Raw genomic sequence first — 26,801 nt, forward strand, 5'->3', positions numbered from 1 at the left:
TAATGCGTTATTTAAATAGCTTCTTTTATTACTTCTTTTAATCCGGTTTTATTTACTAGCTGAATCCCAAGGCCAGGTCGAACATTGATTTCCATAATTTGCGGGCCTTTATTTTTATCGATCACAATATCAATCCCCAGATAGTTTAATGGAAATGCCTTAGCCGTTGCTATAGATATTTCCAAAATTTCTTTCCAGTATGGTATGGGGGTACCATTAACCAAAAATGTACTATCTGGGTGATGATTGCTATATTCTTTGCCATCATATACTTCTAATAATCTTCCTTCTTTCATGTCGATACCTATACCTACTCCATTTTGATGAAGATTGGCTTTACCATCAGACCTATCTGTGGGCATTCTTAACATTCCCATTAATGGTATTTTATTAAGTGTTATGATTCTAAAGTCAGGTACTCCCTGTGGATATATCTCATAAAAAAAAGGATGTGGCTCTATGCATTCTTCGATAAGTACCCTGTCGTGAGAACCTAACGAAAAAAATCCCATAATTATAGATGCCATATGTTGAAAAACTTCTCGATCGGTAATCATTTCACCGTTGCATATCCAATTATCTTTCTTGTCCTTTTTAAGAATTTTAATTCCGCCACCACCACAACCATTTGCTGGTTTTATTGCTACAGAAGGATAGTGTTTGCAGGATTCCCATGCTTCTTTAATATCACTATTATATTCGATTACTGCATAGGTTTCTGCGCAAGGGATATGGTATTGATGCAATATTTCTTTGGTAAGTACTTTATCATCGGCTAAGGGATAATGCCTTTTAGGGTTATTGGGATAAATAAGCTTTATGTTTCTTTCATTCAAACCAATTACGCCAGATGCTGCAGTTGATTTTTTATTGAAAATTATTGAGAACATATTTGTGTCTTTTAGTATTATCTTATTTGTTTGCTATAGAAACAGGTGAGTGTTTATATACCCTACCTAAAAAAGGCAGTTTTTTATTTTTCTGCTTTCAAAAGAGGCTTGAACCTAAATAATTCTACCCATCGTATCCCGATATATCTCCCTAACGATGTGGACAATGCTATTATTAAAAGAGCTACCTCAGGAAATAAAACCAGTACAGATGGCAACCATGACCATGATAGTATGAGATAAGAAATTGATGTAGCTATTAATGTTTGAAACAATTTATCTATAGCTTTTATGTATCCGTCTTCAAGAGTAGAGCGTGAGAAGCGTTCTGCCGAAATGGTAAGGATAATAATAGGGAAGAATGTTAACTTAGTAAGCCACTCTATGTTATTCTTAACTCCAAAATGTGTTGCCAAAAGGATCACAGATACCATTGTAGTAAGTGAGATCACCACTTTTGGAGTGTATAATAACCCTAGTTTATCAAAAGGATATGATATTAATCCAATAAACATAATAAGTCCCACAAAAATTGCAATTCCAGAGATAAAACCTGTATGCAATAAAGAAAAGGCTATCAACACTGGTAGGAATACTCCAAAAGTTTTTAATCCAACAATATTTCTTAAAAAAGCAACCAAAAATCCCCCAATAGGCAGTAATAATAAAAGATGTAAAGCTCCCGTTGGTATTACATTTTTATCGATCAGGTGCCAAAGAGAAAAACCTGGTAGGTTACCAATTTCTTCAGAATTCATTTTTAAGAAAGAAATATGATGTACCTGTTCCATCTTATAGGTATAATCAAACTGAATGCCCGCAGTATGAGTAATCAAAGATTTATCTCCTCGATAAAGTTCTAAGTAATTGGCAGGTAAAAACCCAAAATGATTATTTAATGCATCAAAAGGAACCCATGTTTCATTAATCAATACTTCTACCCAGGCATGGGATGTTCTTTTATCTGTATTTTCTACAATAATTCCACCTTTTATTCTTGCTGGATATCCCAAATTTCTACTTAGCGCTACAAATAATCTGCTTTTTCCATTACAAGAAGCCCTATTCTGTTCGATTGTAGTTACAGCATCTGTGAGTGTAATGATTGGTGCCGAAGGAATAGCATATACATACTCAAAAACATTTTTGATTACTTCTCTGTCATTTTTAGTATTTTGTCCGAGTTGAGTCGCTAATTCATTGATAATTTCATTATCAGATTGTATATTTTCTGTAGGTTTAAGATATTTTCTATACTTGCCTGATGCAACATTAAAGACTTTTGGGATTCTAAAACTTCTATCTTTTCCTTCGAAAACAAATTCATAATCTACAGAATGATATGTATTTCTCTCACTGGTGTTCCAAATTGCTCTTATATTTTCGCCAATTTCTTCTTTCTTAACAAAAGACAGAGTACTGTCATTTTTGATATTTTCATTAGAAATTCTTTGTCTGGAGTTGCTACTGGGGATATATGTTTTTAATGAAGTGTTTTTATCTCCTGATTTAAAAAAAAACCTGTAGCTTACTTTATAAACTTTTTCAGGATTAAAATTGTCATAATTATTGAGAATTGGTTTTATTTTAAATCCTATTGCGATTATGGCAATTATTGAAATTATAGTTAATGCGATTTTAAGATTTGTTTTCGAATTCATAATCAGCTATTTTTGGATTAATAACAGGTAGGAACTGTTTCACCCTACCTCAAATCGAAAAAAATTCTTTTTTTATGACCCAATCCTCAAAATCTGTTTGTGAACAACCCGTATTCACCAAGCTATTCGAGACACATGCTGAGGATATAAGAAATTTTATTTACTACAAATGTGGGGATAAGGAACAAGCAGAAGATGTAATGCAAGAGGCATTTATAAAACTTTGGGATAACTGTAAAAAGGTAATCTTTGAGAGAACTAAAGGTTTTTTGTGTACCGTTGCTAATAACTTGTTCTTAAATCAAGTTGCTCATAAGAAGGTAAGACTAGAATATGCAAAAATACCTCGTAGCACCAAAAATATAGAGTCTCCGGATTATGTGATGGAAGAAAAGGAGTTCATGGATAAGCTTCAGAATGCCATTTCCGAACTTTCTGATGGCCAAAGAGAGGTTTTTCTACTCAATAGAATTGATAAAAAGACATATAATGAAATTGCCGAAATGCTAGACATTTCGGTAAAAGCAGTAGAAAAAAGAATGCATAATGCATTAAAGCAATTAAGAAAATTGGTTAAAAATATATAAAAGACGGTAGGGTATTTTACACCTTAGCTGTTATTCTCCTGATACAAGGTAGAAATTATGCTCGACGAAAAGGAAAATACATATCTGGCAAAGTGGTTAAATAACGATCTTAGCCCCGAAGAATTAGAAGAGTTAAAAAAGCTTCCCGAATATGACGATTATAAAAAAATCGTAGAAGGGCTAGCCTATTTTAAAGCTCCTTCTTTTGATCTACAACCGTCATTAGCAACAACTTTAGGCAAAATTTATCGGCCCAAAAAAGCAAAGGTAATTAACCTAAAGCCAATCGTATATACTTTTACAGCAGCAGCCTCTATAGTATTAATTATTGGACTTTTCTTTAATACGGTGAGTTATACAGCAGATCCCGGACAACAATTGGCTGTTGTTTTACCCGATGGAAGCTCTGTCGATCTTAACGCTGCATCAACGCTTACTCATAGACGCTTTTTCTGGTCACAAAATCGAAAAATCACTTTAGAAGGAGAAGCATATTTTAAAGTAACTTCTGGTTCTAATTTTACGGTAGCCACCAAATTAGGAAAAATCGAAGTTTTAGGAACTCAGTTTAATGTAAAGAGTAGAGCTACCGAATTTAGTGTAGCTTGCTATGAAGGAAAAGTTCGGGTATCGACACAAGATAACCAACAAAAGATATTACAAAAAGGGAATGGTGTTTCGTTAAAAGACAAAAAACTTATAGACGAAACCATAACAGATCAGGAGCCTTTGTGGAAAAAAGGAGAGAGCATTTTTAATAGTGTTCCATTAATACATGTATTGGATGAATTAGAGAGGCAATATGATATAACTTTTAGACGTGATAAAATTAATCAGAATCAGTTGTTTACAGGTGGGTTTAATTATAATGATCTAAGTATTGCCCTAGAATCAGTATTAGTTCCTATGGGGATAGAATATGTAGTTAACGGGACTACTGTTTTACTATCGGTACCCTAGTTTCAGAAATCAATCAATTCGCACATTAATTATTTAAGAATCTTAACGTTTTAGAATTCTCTAAAACCCAACCATACAATGAAAAAAACTCTGCTACTCTTACTTTTTTGCACATGTTCTATACAAGCACAAATCACCAAAAGCTACAATGAGGCACCTTTACAACAGGTGCTTAACGAGTTATCAGAATCGTATGATCTCATTTTTTCATTCAGTAATGAAACCGTAAAAAACAAGGTCATTACATTGGCTATTAACAATACTCCGTTGGACGAGGTTTTGATTACTTTAAAAACACTAACACATCTTAATTTTAAAAAAATATCAGATAGACAGGTGGTTGTTAGTTCTCCCAGCAATAAAGTTGAAGTTTGTGGATATCTCTTCGACGAAACTACCAACGAACCTCTCTCCTATGCCTCTATAAGTATTGAAAGTACTAAAACAGGTACAATTGCTAATGATGATGGTTTTTTTCAATTAGGAACTATCGATCAGAACGAATCGATCACCATACAGTATGTTGGTTATAAAGACAAAGTGATGAAGGCTTCTTCTTTTAAAGCTTCAAGTTGTCCCAGAATTCCACTTTTTATCGAAAGCACCTCTTTGGCAGAAGTGCTTATTGTAGAATACATTACTACCGGAATTGACAAAAACATTGACGGCTCATTTAGAATTTCGAATGAAGAAATTGGTATTCTTCCCGGTCAAAGCGAACCTGATATTTTTCAAAGTATCCAACTTATTCCTGGAATAAACAGTCCCGACGAAACCGCAACAGGAATACAAATTCGAGGTGGATCACCAGATCAGAATCTGGTACTTTGGGATGATATAAAAATGTATAACACCGGTCATTTCTTCGGAATGTTTTCTGCTTTTAACCCTAATGTAGTTAATAGTGCCAAAATATTTAAAGGAGGTGCAGATCCAAAATATGGCGATAGAGTATCGGGTGTTATTGATATTTCTAGTGATAAAAAGATACCAAAAAAGTTTAGTGGTGGTGCAGGAGTCAATGGTACTCATGCCGATATTTTTATGAAAGTTCCTGTGACAAAACCTGTAGGTTTGATACTTTCTGCTAGACGATCTTATACCGATATTTTTGAAACACCAACCTATAATGCACTTTCTGAAAAAGTATTTCAGAATACAAAAATAGTCGAGAACCCCAATCAAACACCTGTAACAGGTGAAGAAGAGGATGACGATGAAGAAGAACGCGAAGAAGCAATTGCCGAAAATAACTTTTTCTTTTATGATGCCAGTGCAAAACTCATTATTGACGCTTCAGAAAATGACAAAATTTTAGCAAGTACCATTTATACCAACAATGATCTTGCTTTCGAAATTAACGATGAAGAAGATTTGATTACCGATGATCTTGAAATTCAAAATAAAGGAGCTAGTCTTTCCTGGGAAGGCGATAAACTAGAGCATTTTCATCATAGTTTAAAAGCATATTATTCTAAGTATGATTCTGATTACCTGTTTACCGAAAGGCAAGAATTACAAATAGAAAGACAATCGGTTAGAAAAAATACCGTAAAAGATGTTGGATTAGATTTTAATATCACATATGACCTTAACCCCAAAAATTCACTCATGCTGGGATACCAATTTTCTAATAGTGAAGTGTCTTATGCAATCACAAGAGAAGCTGAATTTGAAACACCGATAAATGAGTCAGGCAGCGTAAAAAACAATGCAAATACTATATATGCAAGCTATAAGTTTTTACCAAAAAACAAGAGTTTTATCAATCTTGGAATAAGAACATCCCATTATTCAATAATCGATCAATTGTATATTGAGCCCAGAGTAAATATTGAGTATCCTATTACTAATCTTTTAAGAATAAAAGCAACGGGAGAACTTAGATATCAACCAATAAGTCAATTAATCGAGTTTGAAGACACCCAGCTTCGCCTGGAAAATAATTTATGGATACATGCCAATCAAGAAGTTCCTGTATTAAAAAGTACTCAGTTTTCTACAGGGCTATTATTCTCTAAAAAAGGTTGGAATTTTGAGGTTGATGGTTATTATAAAAATATTGATGGTCTAACATCGGTCACCAACGGATTTAATACAATTAATAGTGATTTATCTACAGGAGAAAGTATAATTTATGGAATCGATGTATTATTAAAAAAGAAGTTCGAAAATTTTCGAACCTGGATAGGATATACTTTTAACGATATCAAATATACTTTTCCTGAAATACAGGAAACCTCTTTCTCTGGGAATAACGACATCACTCATAATTTTAGAATTTCTAATACATATGAAATTAATGATTGGGAATTTTCTTTGGGTTGGTTATGGCGATCTGGAGCTCCTTTTACCGATGCTGATCTTGTAAACGACGAGATTGAATATGGAGCTGCGAATGCAAAGCGTTTACCAGAATATCATAGGTTAGATATCTCTGCCATTTATCGATTTGATTTCAACAAAACTAGTAATTGGAAAGGGCAAATAGGAGCTTCAATACAAAATATATATAATAGACAAGTGCCTATCTCTATAAGCTATAGGGTAGATGATAATGCGACTACCGGAGAAATAGAATTGGATAGATTGCAGCAAGAATCCTTAGGAATTACTCCTAATGTAGTTTTAAGAATCTATTTTTAGGTGTTTTTAATGATTTGCAGAACCTCATCCCGATGTAATAATCGCATCAATGTTATTTCCTGTTCTGATGTTATAATTCCTACCAAATAGTAAAACCCTATGCCCATCTTGTATGCCTTATCATTACCACTTATTGCTTTGAAATGCGGTACATCATTTACATTTTTGGCAGTTTTTAATGATTCCAGAACATCTTTCACCTTATGCCGTAACGAAACATCTTTAACGCTTTTAAAATCTTTTGCAAATTGTGAAGAGGTTTTTAGTACCATGTCTGCTAGGAATTAAATAATTCTTCTTCACTTACTGTGACCTGTGCATTTGCCTGTTGCATCAAAAGCAATAACCCTAAGTCCTCCTTTTGATCCAAAGACAGTGAATCCATCTGTTCTTTTTGTTTTTGTTCTATATATTGGATGATGGCCTTTTCCATAATTTTTTTCACGCTAGATCCCTCTATTGCCGCTATAATCTTAAGTTTAGGGATTATTTGCTCATCAATATCTATTATTTTTCTCATAGTATATATTATATATATAATATGCTAAATATATAAAAAATTTAAAATATCATCTTTTTAGGAATATCATTTATCAAAACAAATTCTAGTAAGAGTATATCTCACAAAGCAAAATTGAATGTGTACTTATACACAGAAAGAATTATATTTGAGATTCAATAATCATTTATTAATGAATTACATCGATATTATTTTAGGAATTCTTTTGTTATGGGGGTTAATAAAAGGATTTAGTAAAGGATTGTTTTCCTCGTTAGCTTCTCTTGTTGCTCTTATAGTAGGTATCTATATTGCTGTTCACTTCTCGCATATTGTTGGGGGATATCTTCAACAATATGTAAATTGGCAAGAAGGAGCTATGAAATTAGTAGCTTTTGCAATAACTTTTATTGTAGTGGTTATCCTTGTTTCTTTGGCTGGTAAGATTCTTACCAAAATAGCAGATTATGCAGCACTTGGGATTTTAAATAAACTCTTGGGCGGTGCTTTTGGAGTGCTGAAAATGGCATTTATCGCCAGTGTTATTATTATTTTTATAGATGCCTTAAATAGAAATATTACAATCATCAAAGAAGAAACGCTTAATTCTTCTGTATTATACACTCCTGTTCGGAAGTTGGCACCAATGATATTGCCTGATATCCTGAAAAATGTTGACAAGAAAGAACAAGAGATTTAATAAAACAAGAAGATCCAGAAAAGCTTGATCTTCTTGTTTTATGTCTTAATAGTTTTTAATCTTCATCAAATGAAATACTCGACACTGTATCTTCTACGATATTTCCTAAATAGGCGATACAGGAATCAAAATCTTCAAATATGCAGGTTGAAGGAACCAAATCTGGAATGATATCAATTCGTTCCATCATATATCTTGGTTGATTTAGTAATCCTACAAAAAGAACTTTGATGTCCTTTTGCTGTAAATCCATAATCATTTCTTCCATTGCATATAGACCAGATTGATCCATATATTGCATACGATCTAAACGCATAATCACCACAGAAGAGGTGTCTGGGATCTGAGCGGCCAATTGCTGAAAATCACTCGTAGAACCAAAGAATAATGGGCCTTTAAGATGTTTGATAAATACTTCTTCTTTTAGTTTAGTAGGGAAACCTTTTTCATCTTTCCATGCTTCTTCTTTAAGTGATTTCACATCAGAACGCTCTGCGGTAAGATCCCCGATTTTTTTCATAAACATAAGTGATGCGATCACTAATCCGATTCCAACAGCGTAAACCAGGTTCCAGAAGGTAGACAATACCAACACGATTAACATAACCAACACTTCAGAACTTAACTTAACAGGCCCTACCTTGATATCTCTTGGTAAACTTGGTATTGCTTTTAACCCTTTATAATCCATTACACCAATCCCTACAGTAATCAATATTCCTGCAAGTACTGCAGCAGGTATTTTTGAAGCTACCGGAGCAAGTCCCATCATAACAATAAACAACACTAACCCTGCAATCATTCCTGACAATTTAGTTTTACCACCAGAATTAATATTTACCACTGTTCTGATAGTAGCACCAGCACCAGGAATACCTCCAAACAATGCTGCGATACTGTTTCCTATTCCCTGTCCTACTAATTCTTTATTAGGTTTATGTTTGGTTTTGGTCATATTATCTGCCACTACACTGGTCAATAACGAATCTATCGCTCCTAATAACGCCAATGTAAGTGCTGTAAAAATATATGGAGTAATACTAGCAAGACTAAATCCAGTAAATATCTCCCATTTAGGAATAGGTAATCCGCTTGGAATTTCTTCTATTGGTCTATAGTCTAACCCAAAACCATAAGCAATACCAGACATCACTATCAATGAAACCAGAGTACTTGGTACTGCCCTGGTAATACGTTTAAAGCCGTAGATAATGATAATAGTACCAATAGCCAGCAATAACTCTAACCAATTGATGTTTCTCATAACTCTTGGAAGGACTTTAATAGCTCCTAAAGCTCCTGAAGCTTCTTTTGCTGCCAGTGTTTGAGATTCTTGTAGGATATCATCCTGTGTAATTTTTTCTGCTCTTGAGATGGTTTCTTTAAAATCTTCGAGTACCAAAATATCTTCTGCAGCTTCTTCTTTAAGAATATTTTCGAGGATTACTTCTTCTGCTTCTGGTTTGAATTGAGCTACAAACTCTGCATCTTCTTTTGGGTAATAACCAAATGAAGGTAATATTTGCGTGAGCAAAATGATGACACCAATTGCTGTCATAAATCCAGAAACTACAGGATAAGGAATATATCTAATATATTTTCCTAAACCAATAGCTCCTAATCCTATTTGCATCAATCCACTCAACAAGAAAACTGTTAAGATTGCCGGAAGGGCTTTTTCAACACTACCATCATTGGCAGCAATAATTCCTGCAATAACCACCATACTTACAGCAGTCATAGGAGCAGTCGGACCTGAAATTTGCGTATTTGTACCACCAAAAAAAGCTGCAAAAAAACTAATAAAAATAGCACCATACAGTCCAGCTGTTGGCCCTAATCCCGATGACACTCCAAACGCCAAAGCCAACGGCAATGCAACGATACCTGCGGTTAATCCACCAAAGGTATCTCCTTTTAAATTACTGAAAAATCCTTTCATCGATATATTCTGGTTTTTGTTAAAACTTTCTAAAAAATACTAAAAAAATACCGACACTTAGAGGCATCGGTATTTTTTTAATAAAATTTTAGGAGTCCTATCCTTCAAAAAACTTGACACCTCCGTCACTAATATCATACATTCCACCAATAATCTTAATTTCATCATTCGCTTCCATCTCACGAAGCACTTCACTTTGGTTTCTTATATTATCGATGGTCATCTCTACATTTTTCATAGCTACTTCATTAACAAAATCAATATTTTTAGAAGTTCTTTCAGCAGGAGCGGCTGGTTCTGCAACCGCGGCAACTGCAGGCTTAATTTTACTTAATAAAGCAGTAAGATTTCCTAGTTTAGCATCATCACATGCTCCTTTTACGGCTCCACATGCAGTATGTCCTAATACCACAACTAGTTTTGTTCCTGCAAGCTTACAGGCAAACTCCATACTACCCAGAATATCTTCATTAACAAAATTACCAGCTACACGAGCACTGAAAATATCTCCAATCCCCTGATCAAAAATTAATTCTGAAGAAACTCTTGAATCTATACAACTAAGGATCGTAGCAAAAGGATATTGTCCTCCTTTAGTATCACTTACCTGATCTAAAAGGTTTCTATCTGCCATACGCTTATCCTGAAATCTCTGATTTCCTTCTTTAAGCATCTGTAGTGCAGTTTGCGGAGTAACTGCGGCCTGTGTTTCTTTAGTATGTGCTTTCATTTATTATATTTTTATTATTTATAATTGTGTGATGAAATTTACCATCTAATATTTCAGCTAATTTAACGTATCTATTGGTGGCTCATTTCTTTGTTTAAAAATTTATGCAGTTTTAGATCTAAGCTTAAAAAACTTAATGTAACTCTCTGGATTTTCGACAATACCTCTTTCTGAAATCAGATTAATATCAATATTTCTGTTTCTTGCTTTTTCAGAAAAATCCTCAAGAATTTCTACAATATCATAATCCAGAAAACGTGTTTTTCTAACATCCAAGGTAAGATAAGTATCTTCTGGCAAACTATCAAGTTCTTTTAAGATGGCTCCTTTATTGAAAAATGTTACCTCTTCTGCAAGAGTCATTTTTACCTTACGTTTTCCATCGCTTTCATCTTCTATATGTAAGAAATGTGAGTTTTGATAGCTCTTAAATAAAATTACCACAACTCCTACCATCAATCCTAGTCCGATTCCCCACAACAAATCGATAAAAACTATACCTAAAACAGTAACTATAAAAGGTACGAATTGTTTCCAACCAGATTTCCACATAGTGGCAAAAGTAGCAGGTTTAGCCAGCTTATATCCTACAATTAATAATATAGCTGCCAATACAGAAAGAGGAATGAAATTAAGTAATTTTGGAATAGCAATTACCGAAATTAATAGAAAGAACCCATGAACAATTGCAGAAAGTTTTGACTTACCTCCAGATTGGATATTTGCAGAACTACGAACAATTACCTGAGTAATAGGTAACCCACCTATAAGTCCCGAAATGATATTTCCTGTTCCTTGTGCCAATAACTCTCGATTTGTTGGAGTAACTCTTTTTTCTGGATCAATTTTATCTGTAGCTTCTACACAAAGTAACGTTTCTAAGCTTGCTACCAGAGCAATAGTAAAAGCAATTAACCACACATCTCCCTGCGTGATCACTTCGAAATTAGGAAAACTAAATTGCCCGAAGAAACTAGATATATCTGATGGGATTGGTACGTTTACCAAGCTTTTAGGGTTAATCCCTAAAGTTCCTGATGAGCCAAGTATTTTATAAAATACAATTCCTACAACAACGGCGACTAAAGGCCCTTGTATTAATTGGAATATTTTTGCTTTTTTAGTAAGTACATTACTCCAGAGAATTAGTATTCCCAAACCTATTAAGGCAATAAGGGTACTTCCTATACTTAAATCTATAAAAGAATTAAAAATCTGCTCAAAAGCACCTTCTCCTTTTCCCGGAATATATCCAAAGAAATATGGGATTTGTTTCAGGATAATGATAATTCCTATACCGGTGAGCATTCCTTTAATTACAGAAGAAGGAAAATAATATCCTATTATTCCTGCTTTTAATAATCCCAGTACTATTTGAATAGCTCCACCCAGAACAACGGCAACCAGAAAGTTTTCGAAACCTCCTAACGATCCGATCGAGGTTAATACAATAGCGGCCAGTCCAGCAGCTGGTCCACTCACTCCAATTTGAGAACCACTTAGGACTCCTACCACAATACCTCCAATGATTCCTGCAATCAATCCAGAGAACAAGGGAGCACCACTGGCTAAGGCAATACCTAAACATAACGGCAGTGCCACAAAAAATACGACAACACTTGCCGGTAAATCATTTTTTAATGTTTTAAAAAAACTCATAGCAATAATAATTCAATTTGTATTTAACATAAGTGTTAGTGTAATAAAAAAATTACCAAAAGAATGTACAGACCCTTTACTCATGTAAAGCATCAGTATTCAAAATTGGCGTCGATAATATACTTTATGAAACTTCTGGAGGAGGGGTTTTCTGTTCTAGATAAACCGAAGTATTATGCGCGTAAAAATAAGAGTACAAACTAATGTATAACTCAGCCAATCCGGCTTGGTTTACCGGATTTTCTTGGTAAATCTTATCTTTTTCTTTTTTATCCTCTTTTTCTGAGTTATCATTTTCTTTGGATTCAGATTTTTCTTCAGAGTCATCTAAACCCAAAATCATTGAAGTGTTTTCTTTATTATACATGTCAAATAGCTCTATCCCATAATTGGCTATACTTATAATAAAGCCAAAAAGAATTAGAAATTTTGCTATTTGAAGTTTGATAATCACTATAGGGTAATTTTAGAAAGCAAAAATAACAGTATTGCTTTCAAATGTTGTTAATGTATTGCAAATTTTATTGATCAATTATAACTCTCTTAAATCTGTTTTAGGAATCCAACCAATTTTGCCGTCAGCAAGTTTAATTTTTTTCCAATCATTTACGGTTTCTGTCACCTGTACTTTGGTTCCTTCATGAAGTTCGAAAACTTCTTCGCTTCTAAGGTTTGGTTCACTTTTTATGGTTGTTTCCTGAGCAAAAATGATTGCAAACTGGTTGTTCTTAATATAATTGTATTGTGAGAAAGCAAAGAATACTCCAAATAATCCCAAAATTAATATCGCCCATGACCCCACAAAGAATATTCTCTTTTTTGTAGAGCTATGTGCTATATAATATAAAATAAACAGGATAACAAATACAATAATACAGATCACCGAAAACCATGCCCAACTATCAAAATCCATCATATTCGTAAATTTCTTAAATGTTCTCGAAATAAAACCTTCTGGGATTACATCTATTGCATCTATTGTTGCTTTCTGGGCAAAAGCCAGGTTGTTTTTGATATCTTCATCATTAGGCAATAATGCTAACGCTTTTTCATAATAAAAAATACTAGGACCTATGTTACTTAATTTATAGTTTGCATTACCTAGATTATAGTATAGTGAAGCTGATTCCTGACCTGCATCCAAAATCGATTTGTATGCATCTATAGCTTCCTGATACTTTTCTTGATTATATAATGAGTTTCCTCTCTGAAATGCTTCTTGATTTTGAGAAAAACCCAATGCTATACTTAAAAAAATAAGTGTTTCAACTATTCTTTTCATACATTATAGTTGTTTATCTATTGAGGCAATTACTCTAGAGGCTTTATCATAATCTTGTTGCATTGCCGAGGTAGAAGATGGAGTATACCTTGCAAATTCACAACTCTCTAGCAATGCAATAAATTCTATAGATATTGCATCTTCAACATCACGCTCCTTTAATAATCTTTGGATACGTTCTTTACTCATATCGCTTGTCTGGATATGCAGTTTTGCTTTTAAATAATTATGCAATGCTCGTTCCATAGCAATATAGAATTCCTTTTGGTTTCCTAGATTTTTTTTAGCTTCAGAAAGGTATTTACGAGCCAGTTTATCTGCTTTACGAACTCTGTTCCCGCTTATATCACTTAGCCGTTCTTGCCTTTTTTTACCAAAGAAAAGGAATAGAGGAATTGCTAATAATGGTGCAGTTAATGATAACCAATATGCGGTAGACTTAAAAAAGTGTTCTTTTTGAATAGCCTGAAGTTCTGCATTTAGTTTTAAGAATCTAAATTGATTTCCAGCTTGAGTCACTAGCTTCTTATTTGTTCCTCCCGATTCTGATGTCACTACAGTATCTCCCCCATCAGGGCCATTTTTTACATTAATTACAATCTCGTCTGACGTAATTCTTTTATAGGTTTCTGTTTTTAAATCAAAATAAGAAAACGAAATAGATGGTATAGGATATTTACCTTTATATTGTGGTACTAAGGTGTAGGTATCAGATATGCTACCCCCCATACCTGTTAGGTTTGTTCGCACTCTTTCATTATGCTGCGGTTCATATTGTTCTAAACCATTAGGAACATTAAGCTTTGGTAAATCAAATAGCTTTAAATTACCATTACCTGTAACCAAAACCTTGGCATCTAAGGATTCTGTAGCATCCAACTCTGTTTTATTAGCGGTTACTTTAAAATCAAAATCTCCTACTGCGCCCGAAAAATCATCTGGTTTTCCTTGTATTGGTAAAGGTTTTGCTTCTATCACTCTATTACCTGCAGCAACAGTCTTATTAACTGTCGTATACAGTCTACCGCCAAAAATATCTCTTCTTTTTGTAGGAACATCTACAGAAACGGTTAACGTAAGAGGTTCTATATTTAATTTACCTGTCTTTTGTGGATATAGTACTGTTTTACGAAGTACTACATAACGATATGGTTCTCCTTTATATTCTCCATTTTCAATTTTGAGTTGTTTCATATCGATCGCCTGACTCCAAAAATCGCTATATTTTGGACTGTCTAGCTCTCTCCAGTTACTTACACTAATTCTCGGACTAACATACAGTTTATACACTACTGTAATTGCTTCATTTAAATAGGGGTTTGATTTAGAAACCTCTGCTATAAGATGAAGGTTTTCACTTGCCACAAAATCAGTATCATTACCATCTTTTGGTTTATCTACTGCACCTGTAACCTCAACTCTAATAGGTAATGTTTTATACGTCTGCCCATCAATCTCTATAGTTGCTTGCTTTATAGTAAATTGTCCTCTACGAGTAGGTTCAAGGAAATAACTAAATGTTTTGGCGTATGATCGTTTTCCATTAACCCAAGAATTACTAATAGATTGATTAGGTCCACCTACAACGGTAAACCCCGAAAAGGAAGGAGGTGTAAAATTGTCTCCATCTTTATTCATTTCAAAATCTACTCGTAATCTTTCATTTACACCTAACTTTTTCTTGCTTACTTTAGCCTCGAACCTCACCTGTGCCAATGCAAGCTGCATCGTGGCCAGAAATAGTGTTAGAAAAATTAGTTTTAGTTTCATTTTTTATGCTATTTAGACCATTAGATTCTTAAAACCTAACATGTCTTTTATCAAATTACCAGTCTTTATCTGTTTTAACTTTTGATCCCTGAGCTTTTTTGGCGTTAATCTTATCCTGAACTTTCTTTTCTTGATTATTCATAGCTTCGAGTAAGCTTTTAACCTGTTCTGGGGATAATTTACCCTGAACCTGTTGTTGTTGCTGTTGTTGATCTTTAGGTTCGCCTTCCTGTTCTTTTTGATCTTTTCCTTTATCCTTTTTCTCATCTTTAGGCTCACCCTTGTCATCCTTTTCTTTATCTCCCTCATCTTTTTTATCCTCTCCTTTATCTCCTTCTTTATCCTTTTGATCTTCTCCCTTTTCTTTTTCCTTATCTCCATCATCTCCCTTTTTATCTTCTTTATCGTCGCCCTCTTTCTTATCTTTATTATCTTCCTTCTGATCTTTGTTTTGGTCTTTATCCTTATTCTGATCATTTTGCTGTTGCTGTTGCTCTAGCATTTTCTTGGCCAATGCCAGATTATAACGCGTTTCATCATCTTTGGGATTATTTCTAAGCGCATTTTTATAAGCTTCAACAGCTTCTTTATATTTTTTTTGCTCCATATAGGTATTTCCCTGATTATGAAACGCCTTATGTTTTTCTGACTTAGCCGAAGCTACCTTAGCTGCTTCTGTATAACGATGGGTAGCTTCATCATATTTTTCAGAATTATAATATGCATTAGCCAAATTATACTTTGCTGTAGGGTTTACAGGATTTTTGGCAATTGCTTTTCTGTATTCTCCTTCTGCCTTAGGAAAATTACCATCTTTAACCAGAACTTTATTACCTGTAGCTATAAACTGATTTGCTTCGTTAATAATTTGATCACGATTCTCTTCCTGAGAACATATGATCCCTATCTGAAAACATAATATAACACATAAAATCTTTTTCATACCTCACTATTGTTCGTTAAACAGGTTTAATTTTTTTACCCAAGATGTTTTTCTTTCTAACAAGAAAATATCTAAAAATAATAATAACAGTCCGGCAAACAGAAACCACTGAAATTGATCTTTAAAATCTGCAAACTGCTTGGCTTCAAATTCTTTTTTATCCATATTTTGCAGTACAGTAGTCACTTCTTCTACAACTTTACTTGTATTTCTACCATCAATGTATGTGCCATTTGCTTCATTAGCAATTTCCTGTAAAGTTGTCGGGTTTAATTTGGTAATTACAGTACTTCCCTGACTATTTTTCTTGTACGTTTGTACAATTCCATTTCGCTTTATAGGTATAGGTGCTCCTTTTTCTAATCCTACACCTATTGTAAAAATCTTAATTCCTTCTTTGGCCGCTTCTTCTGCAATGGCTTTTACATTACCTTCATGATCTTCTCCATCACTTACAATAAATAAAACTCTATTGGTTTGTTCTTCATCATTATAATATGTTTTTGCTAATTCTATAGCTTCATAGATTGCAGTTCCTTGAGAAGATAGCATTTCTGTATTCATAGATTGTAGAAACATCTTTCCCGAAGCGTAATCTGTAGTAATTGGCAATTGAGGAAAAGCACTACCTGCATATGCAATGATCCCAATGCGATCACTTGCCAGATTATTGATAATCTGGGTAACTAACTGCTTTGATTTTTCTAATCTATTGGGTGCAATATCTTCTGCTAGCATACTTTTAGATACGTCTATTGCAAAAACAACATCTACTCCTTCTCGTTTTACGGTTTCGAGTTTTGTACCTACCTTAGGATTAACTAGGGCAATCACCAGGCAAGCCAGAGCTAAACTAATTATAATAATCTTTAATACTGATTTAAAGATAGATCGATTAGGGCTCAATTTTTTAAGAAGTGCTGCATCTGCAAACTTCTTTTGAGCTGCCTTTTGCCATACTAACACTCCTAAAAACAGCAGAATTAGTACTGGAATACCCAATAATAACCAGAAATATATTTTCTCTTCTAATACGTACATTTTCTACCTTATTCATTAAACCTCATTGATTTTCAAAGTCTATGAGGTTTATATTTTTTTAAATAAAACTTCTAAATATTGTATATCTAAACAAAAATTCTATAAAAATTAATAATCCTGCCAGCAGCACCAATGATCTAAATTTTTCTTCATAATTATAGAATTTAAATTCTTCGATATCTGTTCTTTCTAATTTATCAATTTCTTGATAAATCTGTTGTAATTTTTTGTTATTTGTTGCTCTAAAATATTTACCTCCGGTAACTTTAGCAATTTCTTTTAATAAATCTTCATCGATTTCTACCTGCACTCTACCATATTGAAAAGATCCGTTTGGTAATATAGCTACAGGAGCCAAAGCCATTCCGTTTGTACCAATACCAATTGTATAGGTTTTAATACCATATTCTACTGCTAGTTCTGAAGCAATCTTAGGATCGATAAAACCAGCATTATTAGAACCGTCTGTAAGTAAAATAATCACTTTACTCTTAGCTTTACTGTCTTTAAGTCGATTTACAGATGTTGCCAGTCCCATTCCTATAGCCGTACCATTCTCTAAGACATTATCATATTTTACATCTTTTAAACTACCTAACACAATTGATTTATCACTTGTAATTGGGGTTTTGGTAAAGCTTTCTCCCGCATATACGACTAAGCCAATACGATCATTAGGTCTATCCTTAATAAATTCTGCAGCTACTTCTTTTAATGCTTCTAACCTGTTTGGTCTAAGGTCTTTTGCCAACATACTGGCAGATACATCTATAGACATCACAATATCGATACCTTTGGTAGTCTTGGTTTTGGTAGATACATCTACTGTTCTAGGCCTCGCTAATGCAGTAATAATTAAAGATAACGCCATTAGACGTATGATAAACAACAATGGCTTTAATTTGGTGAGCCAACTTCCCGAAACTTTAAATCCTTTAACACTAGATATTTTTAAAGCAGCTTGCTGCTTATTTCGTTTCCATATATACCATCCTATTGCTAATGGAAGTAGTAAAAACAACCAAAAAAACTGTGGATTTTCAAATGTAAAATTTTCAAACATCGTTATTTGGTATTTCTAAGTTCTACAGAATTAATAATACGCTCGGCAACATCTTTTGCATAACGATCCTCAACATCATATACCAAAGTGATTTGTTGAAACCCTCCATTTTCTGCAAAATTCAACATCAAGTAACTGTTTTTTTGTTTCTTTTTGGTTACAGGATTCACTATTTCCAGATTTCCAAATACTTTAACTCCTTTTGCTCCGCCTAAAGTTTCATATTCTTCATCCTTTACAGAAATATTCTTCGCTCCCATAGATTCAAATTTTCCCACTACACCTTCTACTACTTTATTTAACTTTATTTCGGTAGGCTGTTTATATTGTACTGTAGTTACCACTACATAGAAATTTCCTGCCAGGCTTCCATATACAAAAGTTTCATTTCCTTTAAGAATCTGCTTTTGTTCTTCTGTCATTTGATACGCGTTACGAATCAATACTCTGGGAGTGGCAACAGTAACAGGAGGAGATCCATAAGCACTTGTAATCCATTCGGTTTCTGCCAACTCTTTTGTTGGATGCCCAAGTAGTGTGTCTTTTACAACATCATACCCTTTTACCAAAATAAAGATGAGTAATGTAATAGTAACTACTGCAATGGCTCCAATGCTACCAAAAATAATTTTCTTTCTGCGTTTTTTCTCGGCTACTGTTCTTCTATACTCTTCATCTGCCAATAATTCTTCTTCGGTTGGTTCTGGTATCGCACTTTTTGTCTTATGAATCACCTGTTCGATAACATTACGATCTGCTCTTGCTGTTATGATATCGGGTTTAGATTTGGCAAATTTGGCCATATCTGCAGTTTTCAACACATTCTTAAGTTCTTCAATAGTGGTTTTATCCAAATTAAGATTTCCTGATCTAATCTCTTCATCAAGTCTCGTAATTAACTCATCGGTTGTGCTCTCCATAGCATGATCATACACTTCTTCATCGATATATTTACGAGCGGTATCACTTAACTGCGAATAGTATTCTTTATGTGAATCTTTTTCTAATAAATGAGACTCATCAATTTTCTGAAGTGCTAATATTGCTCTTTCATAAGGAGGTAACTCATCTTCTTTATTTGCTTTTCGTTTTTTCCTTCTAAATATAAAAAAAGCGATTACTCCTAATATGAGTAGAGAAACACCAATCCATAAGAGCCATTTTTTCCAGTTAAAAGCAAATTTAGCATCTACATCAACCAGAGGTTTGATCTCATACATTTTTTGTTTAGTGGTATCGACCAAAACATCTTTGACCTCAACTTTAAGAGAATCGGTAAAAAAAACCTTATCACCGATCACTACTTTTTGCCTTGGTATGGTATAATGACCAGAATCAAATTGAGTTAATGCATACTCTTTGGTAAGATTAAAACGTTTTCCGTTTCTAGAGGTATCTATTTTTTGAGATTCGATTACTTCTAAAGGAGTAAATGTTTGTCCTTCAGGAAAAACAACTATTTGAGTCGAATCTGCTTCGACTTGCATTTTATATCGAATCTCATTTCCTATTTCTATTGTAGTAGAGTCGATTGTAGCCGAAACTTGGGCAAAAGCTCCAAGCCCACTAAAAACAAAGAATATCATCCAGGTAAAAAGCCTAAGGGCTCCCGGTTGTATAGTTCTTTTTTCAAATCGTAATTCGTAATTCGTCATTCTTAAATCTTCCTTATCCTCTTCTTTTAAAATAGCCTAACAATTTCTTCACATAACTCTCATCAATTCTACTACTCAAAGAACCCGCTCCACTGCGAGTAAAACTATCTTTAAAGTAATCTACTCTTTCATGATAATATTTACTATAATTGGTTCGTGTTTTTTTAGAACCTGTATTCACTAGCAAAAGTTCTCCTGTTTCTTCATCTTCCATTTGCACCATTCCCAGATTAGGGATTTCTTCTTCTCTTCGATCATACACTCTTATCCCAGTAACATCATGTTTTCCTCCTGCAATTTTTAATGTATGTTGGTAATCATCTGCAATAAAATCAGACAGTATAAAGACGATTGCTTTCTTTTTCATCACATTGGATAAAAACTTCAATGCTTCTGTAATATTCGTTTTTTTACTTTTAGGCTCAAATTCTAATAATTCTCTTATAATTCTTAGCACATGAGATCTTCCTTTTTTAGGCGGAATAAATAATTCTATTTCATCGGTAAATAAAATCAATCCGATCTTATCATTATTCTGAGTTGCAGAAAATGCTAAAGTTGCTGCGATTTCGGTAATGATTCCTTTTTTAAATTGTTCTTGAGTACCAAAAAGTTGTGATCCCGAAACATCTACCATCAACATCATAGTAAGTTCTCGCTCTTCTTCAAACACTTTTATATAAGGTTCATTATATCGAGCCGTTACATTCCAGTCTATATTACGAACATCATCACCAAATTGATATTGTCGTACTTCACTAAAAGTCATACCACGCCCTTTAAAAGTAGAGTGATACTCTCCTCCAAAGATGTGGTCACTCAAGCGACGCGTCTTAATTTCAATTTTTCGAACTTTTTTTAGTAACTCTTTAGTATCCATTATTATGATTTACGATTGATGAATCGGCGATTAACGATTTCGGATTCTCATATTAAAAATCCAAAATCGTAATTCTAAAATCCAAAATCTCTATGGTACTTCAATTTCGTTTACAATCTTGTTAATGATATCCTCTGAAGTTACGTTCTCTGCTTCGGCCTCGTAGGTAATCCCAATACGATGGCGAAGTACATCAAGAATTACTGCACGAACATCTTCTGGAATCACATATCCTCTTCGTTTAATAAAGGCATAACATTTTGCTGCAGTAGCCAAATTGATACTTCCACGAGGTGATGCTCCAAAGTTGATTAAAGGCTTAAGTTCTTCTAAACCATATTTTTCTGGATAACGTGTGGCAAAAATGATATCCAGGATGTATTTTTCGATCTTTTCATCCATATATACTTCTCTAACTGCTTTCTGAGCATTAATAATCTGCTCTACAGAAACAACAGGGTTTACCTTCTCAAAGGATCCTTTGAGGTTAGCACGAACAATTAGTTGTTCTTCGTCTAATTTTGGATAATCAATTACTGTTTTTAGCATAAAACGGTCAACTTGAGCTTCTGGCAAAGGATATGTTCCTTCCTGCTCAACCGGATTCTGTGTTGCCATTACCAAAAATGGTTTGTCTAATACAAAAGTCTCATCACCAATGGTAACTTGTTTCTCCTGCATAGCTTCTAGTAAAGCACTTTGCACTTTTGCCGGCGCACGGTTAATTTCATCTGCTAAGACAAAATTGGCAAAAATTGGTCCTTTCTTAATCGAGAAATCATTCTCTTTCATATTAAAAATAAGAGTTCCCACTACATCAGCTGGTAATAAATCTGGTGTAAACTGAATACGACTAAAACTACCTTGAACAGCTTTAGATAATGTATTAATAGCTAATGTTTTCGCCAAACCAGGAACCCCTTCTAGCAAAATATGACCTTGACCCAATAACCCAATGAGTAATCGTTCGACCATATGTTTTTGACCTACAATTACTTTGTTTATTTCTAGAGTTAGTAAATCTACAAATGCAGATTCTTTTTCTATTTTCTGATTGATTGAAGCAATATCAATAGCATTATTCTCTTCCATCTATTTTATTTTTTAAGGCGTGAATTTAACATTCATAATCCAACATTGCAAATTGTCGAATTAATTTTCATGCTCTTGTTAATTCTTGGTTAAATGTGCACTATAAAACCTGTTTTAGGCATAAATTTTACAGTATATTTAAACCACTTTTACAAAAAATTGGACATAAAGATTTTCATCGTTTTTACGATGATCTTATCAAAAGACGTATCTAATGTAAAGGTGTTGCATTTTTTTAAAATATTAAACTTACTTATGAAAACAGCATTAATCACAGGGGCCACTAGTGGGATTGGAAAATCTACCGCAATAGAGTTAGCAAAACATAATATAAATCTTATTCTTTGTGGGAGAAGACAAGACCGATTAGATACACTACAGAGTGAACTAAGTAAAAAAGTGCAAGTACACACACTTTGTTTTGATGTTAGAGATAAAGATAAGGTTCTTTCTATGATTGAAAATCTTCCTGCAGAGTTTAGTACAATTGATATTCTTATTAATAATGCTGGAAATGCACATGGCCTTGACCCTATTCAGACCGGAAACCTTGATGATTGGGATGCTATGATAGATATTAATGTTAAAGGATTACTGTATGTTTCTAAAGCGGTTATACCAAAAATGATTGCGCAACAATCTGGCCATATTATCAATATTGGCTCAATTGCAGGAAAAGAAGTCTATCCAAACGGAAACATATATTGTGCAAGTAAACATGCTGTAGATGCTATTAACAAGGGAATGCGTATGGATCTTAATTCATACGGCATTAGAGTAGGTGCTATTCATCCAGGATTAGTAGAAACTGAGTTTAGTAACGTTAGATTTAAAGGTGATGATCAAAAAGCAGATACTGTGTATAAAGGTTTTGATCCACTCACTCCAGAAGATATTGCAGATATTATAACTTTTGTGGTTACCCGGCCATATCATGTTAACATTGCAGATCTTATTGTATTCCCTACTGCGCAGGCGGGCAGTACAATAGTTAATAAAAGTTTATAATTTCTTTATTCTCATCGCATTGTTGACCCAATAAAAATGGCTAAGTTTATATTGGGAAAAGTTTCAATTGCTATTTGTAAACGGAATGATTAACAAACGCCTCCTTATTAAGAACCTACTGGCACATAATGACGAAAATAGTTTTTATGACAAGAAACGTAAACTTAATATTGGTGAGAAAGAGGGAAAAGCTAAATTCTTAAAGCATATTTGTGCACTGGCAAATTCTAATCCCAAAAATAATTCATATATCGTAATAGGGGTTGAAGATGAAGATAATCAAATTATAGGAGTTGATTTTTTTGACGATAGTAAAATCCAAAACCTGGTAAATGCATATTTAGACAACCCTCCTATTGTGTCATATGAAAATATTCCTTTTCCGCATTTGCCATCGGATAAAGTAGTAGGATTAGTAACCATTCGACCCCAAGGTGGACAACTCTGTTCTCTGCGCAAGAATATCTGGAAATATTATGGCGGTAGTGTCTTTTTTAGAGATGGTAGCATGAGTATGCCTAAAGTTTTTGATATTGAAATCAAAGATGTCAATTCAGAAATTGTAACTGCTATAGAAAGTCATGCCCAGAACAATATAGAACTTACTCTAGACGGAGTTTTTGATTTTATGAACTCTAGAACAGATTACAATCCGACGTATAAGGTTTTTAAAGAATATTTTGTGGTCTGCTGGGCAGCCAAAGAAAAACGGCAAAATGGAGAAGTATATTACTCCCGAGTAGATATCGAATTAATCAACGAACATGTAAAGTTATTTTATTCAGAATTAGACGAAGTGAGCATATCGTTAACCGATGATCAATTTAAAATTATAGAATATGTGCAATTAGGCTTACAGGATACTTTTAGCTATTATCCTCTAGAAGAAGTCGTAATTACCTTTAAGGACAACGCCAGTTATGATATCGAAAGTAAGCTTCTTTTTGAACCACCACAATTTGATCGTAAAACATTACATCATTTATATAATAGCAATAATGCATTAATCGAGAAATTAAAAAACAAAATTCCCCTATCAAAAAACGAAGAAAAAGATATTGTAAATCTTCCTGCTACGTATTTGATTTGTTATTTTAATGACCTTAGTGATGCAAAAGAAAAACTAGAAGAGGCAAAACCATATTTAAAACTCTATGACGATACTATATATTCTCTCTGTAAAGAAAGTATTCGGATTTTGAGAAAAGTTAGATATAGTTAATGTAATACATCAAAATGATCAATAATTAACCAACCATGGGAAGAATTTTAGTAATTGGAGATATTCACGGTGCACTAACCGCATTAGAGCAAATACTTGAAAGAGCAAAGGTAACTAGAGACGATACTCTTATATTTCTGGGAGATTATGTAGATGGTTGGAGCCATAGTGCCCCATTGGTTTCGTTCCTGATTAAGCTCAAAGCTTCTCACAATTGTATTTTTATTAAAGGAAATCATGATGAACTTTGTTATACCTGGCTCACACAACATACTCACAATCCCGAGTGGGTACAACACGGTGGCCAAGCGACTATGGATTCATATGCTAAACTATCACAAGAAGAAATCAATGCCCATCTTAGTTTTTATGAAACTCTTAATAATTATCATATAGATACTCACAATCGTTTGTTTCTTCATGCTGGGTTCACCAATCTTCATGGACCGCATCGAGAATATTTTAGTGAATTATTTTATTGGGATAGAACTTTATGGGAAACTGCGTTGGCTACAGATCCCAATCTAAAAAAGACAGATCCAAAATATCCTAAACGAATGTTACTTTTTGATGAGATATATATTGGCCACACTCCCGTTACACGAATCAATCAGACCACCCCAATACAAGCTATTTGCGTATGGAATATGGATACAGGAGCTGCATTTAAAGGGCCACTTACCATAATGGATATTAATACCAAAGAGTTCTGGCAAAGTGATCCCGTATACCAATTATATCCACATGAAAATGGTAGAAACTAAAAATTTATCGTAAATAAGGGGTAACAAAAATTTAAAGCTATTGATCTAAGGTTGTAAATGATAAAAAATCACATATCATGAAAACAACAATAAAATTTTTGGCGTATTTGTTAATAGCTTTTTCCTTACTATTTATCATTATAAAGGAAAAGATCAATTTAGTAGAAAAATCAATCCTAAATGCCGAGTCTAGCTAGGTAGATTTTGAGTACAATTACAACTCTTCTTTTTGTTCTATTCTTCAAAATGAAATAGGCTACATAACTAGCAGTATTTTTTTAAATACGAGTCTTAGGCCACACAAATTCAGGAAACAACCCTTATAAATATATGGTTTTACCCCACTTAAATTAAGGTTTTAACCTCTTGATAGCTTTTTAAGCACTCTTCATCTTTGTAGCATAAGGTTGTAATTGTGGAATCGATCACTAAAAACACTTCGCAAATAAACAATCGAATATTCACACAATTAATAATTAATAACATGAAAAGTATGGAAACAATAATGAAATTTTTTAAGTATGGCATTTTGGTACTAATCTTAGTTTTAAGTGCTTGCTCTGCAGAAGATGGAGTCGATGGTCAAATAGGACCACAAGGACCTGCAGGAGCTGATGGGGCAAATGGACAGGATGGAAACGCTAATGTAGTTTCTGTTTTATTCGAAAATCAAACGATATCTAACGGGGATAATGTTTTTGACATTCCCCAATTAACAAAGGAAATATTTGACACTGGTATTGTTTACGCCTATGTAACAGTAACAGGAAATAATTATTGGGAAGTATTACCGCTTAGTCTAGGACAGCAAATCATTCTTGAGATTGATAAGATTGAAGTTGGAAAAGCTACATTACGTGCTACTTTTAATCAATCTAATCTTAGACTTCGATTTGTACTGGTAGAAGGTAATGATGCCAGCGGCATTAATTTTGAAAACTACCTAGAAGTGCAATCATTCTATAATCTAACAGATTAGCTTCACTATGTAATAGTCAAACATACGTAGCAAAAAAAGTTTTTGACTATATAATAAACTACAAATAACCTTTACCTAATTAAATTGGGTAAAGGTTATTCTAATTATAGTGTTTCAAAACTAATTTATCTCTTTTTAGAAAAATATTTAATCCGCTTTATAGGTATTATATTGTTCTAGACCATTTGATGTGAGGTATGGAATAAGTAATCTATTTACATACTCTACATATTTGTTTTCCAGTTCTTTATCCAGAAAATTTTCTGAAGAAAGATTAAGAAAAAAGAATGTTCTAATAGCCCCGCTTAACTCCATTAAATAATCCAAATCTTTTGTACTCAATTCTGCCCGAATTATTCCTTGATCTTGCAATTGCTCTAAAATACTTTTATAGAACACTTTTCTAATATCATTGTTTTTTTCAAAGTTTATGAAAACAGTGCTGAAATTGCGTCTTATTTCAATATAATCAACATAAAAGAAAAGGTATTTCATAGAAATCTTAAACGTCTTTTTGGGGGCATCCAAGATTTCATAAAACAAATTAACATTACTAAAAAAGGTCGCTATTGCTTTTGTTTCGATCATCATATCATTATACAAAGCAGTTATCAGGTAATTTTTGGTTCTATAATGATATGTAATATTACCATAACTTTTATTCAATTCTTTTGCAACCTCTCTTAAGGTTACATTCATAACTCCTTTTGTATTAAAAAGTTCAAGGGCTTTTTCCTTAATTATATCCTTAATATTCATCAATATAAATTTAATTAGTCCAAATGGACTAATTTTTGGCAAAATAATATATTTTTGTTAAAAACAACA

Annotated in this window: 25 protein-coding genes; 8 read left to right on the plus strand and 17 right to left on the minus strand. The window is 33.5% G+C overall.

All coding sequences use genetic code 11. The annotated features are described in order from the left end of the window. Positions 1-11: 11 nt before the first annotated feature. Together Z053_RS0112200 and Z053_RS0112205 are read right to left on the minus strand one after the other, a co-directional pair. Positions 12-890, minus strand: coding sequence for a sugar-transfer associated ATP-grasp domain-containing protein (locus Z053_RS0112200; protein ID WP_025665291.1), 879 nt, complete (start codon positions 888-890; stop codon positions 12-14). 83 nt (positions 891-973) lie between these two features. Then, positions 974-2,551: a 7TM domain-containing protein gene (locus Z053_RS0112205; protein WP_025665292.1), complete on the minus strand. Its 1,578-nt coding sequence runs from the start codon at positions 2,549-2,551 to the stop codon at positions 974-976. A 74-nt stretch (positions 2,552-2,625) separates the two neighbouring features. Between Z053_RS0112205 and Z053_RS0112210 the strand changes: the two genes are divergently transcribed. From Z053_RS0112210 to Z053_RS0112220, 3 genes are all read left to right on the plus strand, one after another. Continuing rightward, on the plus strand, positions 2,626-3,138 hold the full coding sequence (locus Z053_RS0112210; protein WP_025665293.1) for an RNA polymerase sigma factor: 513 nt from the start codon (positions 2,626-2,628) through the stop codon (positions 3,136-3,138). Between the two features lie 57 nt (positions 3,139-3,195). Then, on the plus strand, positions 3,196-4,098 hold the full coding sequence (locus Z053_RS0112215; RefSeq protein WP_025665294.1) for a FecR family protein: 903 nt from the start codon (positions 3,196-3,198) through the stop codon (positions 4,096-4,098). 78 nt (positions 4,099-4,176) lie between these two features. Next, on the plus strand, positions 4,177-6,744 hold the full coding sequence (locus Z053_RS0112220; protein ID WP_025665295.1) for a TonB-dependent receptor domain-containing protein: 2,568 nt from the start codon (positions 4,177-4,179) through the stop codon (positions 6,742-6,744). Here the strand turns inward: Z053_RS0112220 and Z053_RS0112225 are convergent. Together Z053_RS0112225 and Z053_RS0112230 are read right to left on the minus strand one after the other, a co-directional pair. After that, positions 6,741-7,016: a hypothetical protein gene (locus Z053_RS0112225; RefSeq protein WP_025665296.1), complete on the minus strand. Its 276-nt coding sequence runs from the start codon at positions 7,014-7,016 to the stop codon at positions 6,741-6,743. The genes Z053_RS0112220 and Z053_RS0112225 overlap by 4 nt on opposite strands. A 5-nt stretch (positions 7,017-7,021) precedes the next feature. Further along, positions 7,022-7,264 carry a hypothetical protein gene (locus Z053_RS0112230; RefSeq protein ID WP_025665297.1) on the minus strand — a complete coding sequence of 81 codons (243 nt, stop codon included), beginning with the start codon at positions 7,262-7,264 and terminating at the stop codon, positions 7,022-7,024. Positions 7,265-7,436: 172 nt separating this feature from the next. Between Z053_RS0112230 and Z053_RS0112235 the strand changes: the two genes are divergently transcribed. Next, entirely contained in the window at positions 7,437-7,943 is a 507-nt protein-coding gene (locus Z053_RS0112235; protein ID WP_025665298.1) for a CvpA family protein, read from the plus strand. Between the two features lie 55 nt (positions 7,944-7,998). Here Z053_RS0112235 and Z053_RS0112240 read toward each other — a convergent pair whose 3' ends face one another. From Z053_RS0112240 to Z053_RS0112295, 12 genes are all read right to left on the minus strand, one after another. Then, entirely contained in the window at positions 7,999-9,885 is a 1,887-nt protein-coding gene (locus Z053_RS0112240) for a SulP family inorganic anion transporter (protein ID WP_025665299.1), read from the minus strand. A 97-nt stretch (positions 9,886-9,982) separates the two neighbouring features. Then, the gene (locus tag Z053_RS0112245) at positions 9,983-10,615 is read right to left on the minus strand and encodes a carbonic anhydrase family protein (protein WP_025665300.1); all 633 of its coding nucleotides are present in this window, start codon (positions 10,613-10,615) and stop codon (positions 9,983-9,985) included. A gap of 102 nt (positions 10,616-10,717) precedes the next feature. Next, entirely contained in the window at positions 10,718-12,274 is a 1,557-nt protein-coding gene (locus Z053_RS0112250; protein WP_025665301.1) for a SulP family inorganic anion transporter, read from the minus strand. 124 nt (positions 12,275-12,398) lie between these two features. Then, positions 12,399-12,728, minus strand: a complete 330-nt coding sequence (locus Z053_RS0112255; RefSeq protein WP_025665302.1) for a hypothetical protein — start codon at positions 12,726-12,728, stop codon at positions 12,399-12,401. 78 nt (positions 12,729-12,806) lie between these two features. Continuing rightward, on the minus strand, positions 12,807-13,556 hold the full coding sequence (locus tag Z053_RS0112260; protein WP_025665303.1) for a tetratricopeptide repeat protein: 750 nt from the start codon (positions 13,554-13,556) through the stop codon (positions 12,807-12,809). A 3-nt stretch (positions 13,557-13,559) separates the two neighbouring features. Beyond that, the gene (locus tag Z053_RS0112265) at positions 13,560-15,326 is read right to left on the minus strand and encodes a BatD family protein (RefSeq protein ID WP_025665304.1); all 1,767 of its coding nucleotides are present in this window, start codon (positions 15,324-15,326) and stop codon (positions 13,560-13,562) included. Positions 15,327-15,381: 55 nt separating this feature from the next. Then, the gene (locus Z053_RS0112270; RefSeq protein ID WP_025665305.1) at positions 15,382-16,269 is read right to left on the minus strand and encodes a tetratricopeptide repeat protein; all 888 of its coding nucleotides are present in this window, start codon (positions 16,267-16,269) and stop codon (positions 15,382-15,384) included. Between the two features lie 6 nt (positions 16,270-16,275). Next, positions 16,276-17,310 (minus strand): vWA domain-containing protein, encoded by a 1,035-nt coding sequence (locus Z053_RS0112275; protein WP_025665306.1) that lies wholly within the window; start codon positions 17,308-17,310, stop codon positions 16,276-16,278. Positions 17,311-17,368: 58 nt separating this feature from the next. Continuing rightward, complete coding sequence (locus Z053_RS0112280; RefSeq protein ID WP_025665307.1) at positions 17,369-18,373, minus strand: vWA domain-containing protein; 1,005 nt, start codon at positions 18,371-18,373, stop codon at positions 17,369-17,371. Between the two features lie 2 nt (positions 18,374-18,375). After that, positions 18,376-20,028, minus strand: coding sequence for a hypothetical protein (locus Z053_RS0112285; RefSeq protein WP_025665308.1), 1,653 nt, complete (start codon positions 20,026-20,028; stop codon positions 18,376-18,378). Positions 20,029-20,041: 13 nt separating this feature from the next. After that, positions 20,042-20,908 carry a DUF58 domain-containing protein gene (locus tag Z053_RS0112290; RefSeq protein WP_025665309.1) on the minus strand — a complete coding sequence of 289 codons (867 nt, stop codon included), beginning with the start codon at positions 20,906-20,908 and terminating at the stop codon, positions 20,042-20,044. 90 nt (positions 20,909-20,998) lie between these two features. Next, positions 20,999-22,000 (minus strand): AAA family ATPase, encoded by a 1,002-nt coding sequence (locus Z053_RS0112295; protein ID WP_025665310.1) that lies wholly within the window; start codon positions 21,998-22,000, stop codon positions 20,999-21,001. A gap of 255 nt (positions 22,001-22,255) precedes the next feature. On the opposite strand from Z053_RS0112295, the gene Z053_RS0112300 reads away from it, so the two are divergent. From Z053_RS0112300 to Z053_RS0112315, 4 genes are all read left to right on the plus strand, one after another. Then, complete coding sequence (locus tag Z053_RS0112300; protein ID WP_025665311.1) at positions 22,256-23,008, plus strand: SDR family NAD(P)-dependent oxidoreductase; 753 nt, start codon at positions 22,256-22,258, stop codon at positions 23,006-23,008. 85 nt (positions 23,009-23,093) lie between these two features. Continuing rightward, positions 23,094-24,230: an ATP-binding protein gene (locus Z053_RS0112305; protein WP_025665312.1), complete on the plus strand. Its 1,137-nt coding sequence runs from the start codon at positions 23,094-23,096 to the stop codon at positions 24,228-24,230. Positions 24,231-24,265: 35 nt separating this feature from the next. After that, positions 24,266-24,994, plus strand: coding sequence for a metallophosphoesterase (locus Z053_RS0112310; protein WP_025665313.1), 729 nt, complete (start codon positions 24,266-24,268; stop codon positions 24,992-24,994). Between the two features lie 493 nt (positions 24,995-25,487). Further along, positions 25,488-25,973: a collagen-like protein gene (locus Z053_RS0112315; protein ID WP_152538296.1), complete on the plus strand. Its 486-nt coding sequence runs from the start codon at positions 25,488-25,490 to the stop codon at positions 25,971-25,973. Positions 25,974-26,120: 147 nt separating this feature from the next. Here Z053_RS0112315 and Z053_RS0112320 read toward each other — a convergent pair whose 3' ends face one another. After that, positions 26,121-26,732, minus strand: a complete 612-nt coding sequence (locus Z053_RS0112320; protein ID WP_025665315.1) for a TetR/AcrR family transcriptional regulator — start codon at positions 26,730-26,732, stop codon at positions 26,121-26,123. Between the last annotated feature and the right edge of the window lie 69 nt (positions 26,733-26,801).

The sequence above is a fragment of the Aquimarina megaterium XH134 genome (assembly GCF_000520975.1).
Classification (GTDB): domain Bacteria; phylum Bacteroidota; class Bacteroidia; order Flavobacteriales; family Flavobacteriaceae; genus Aquimarina; species Aquimarina megaterium.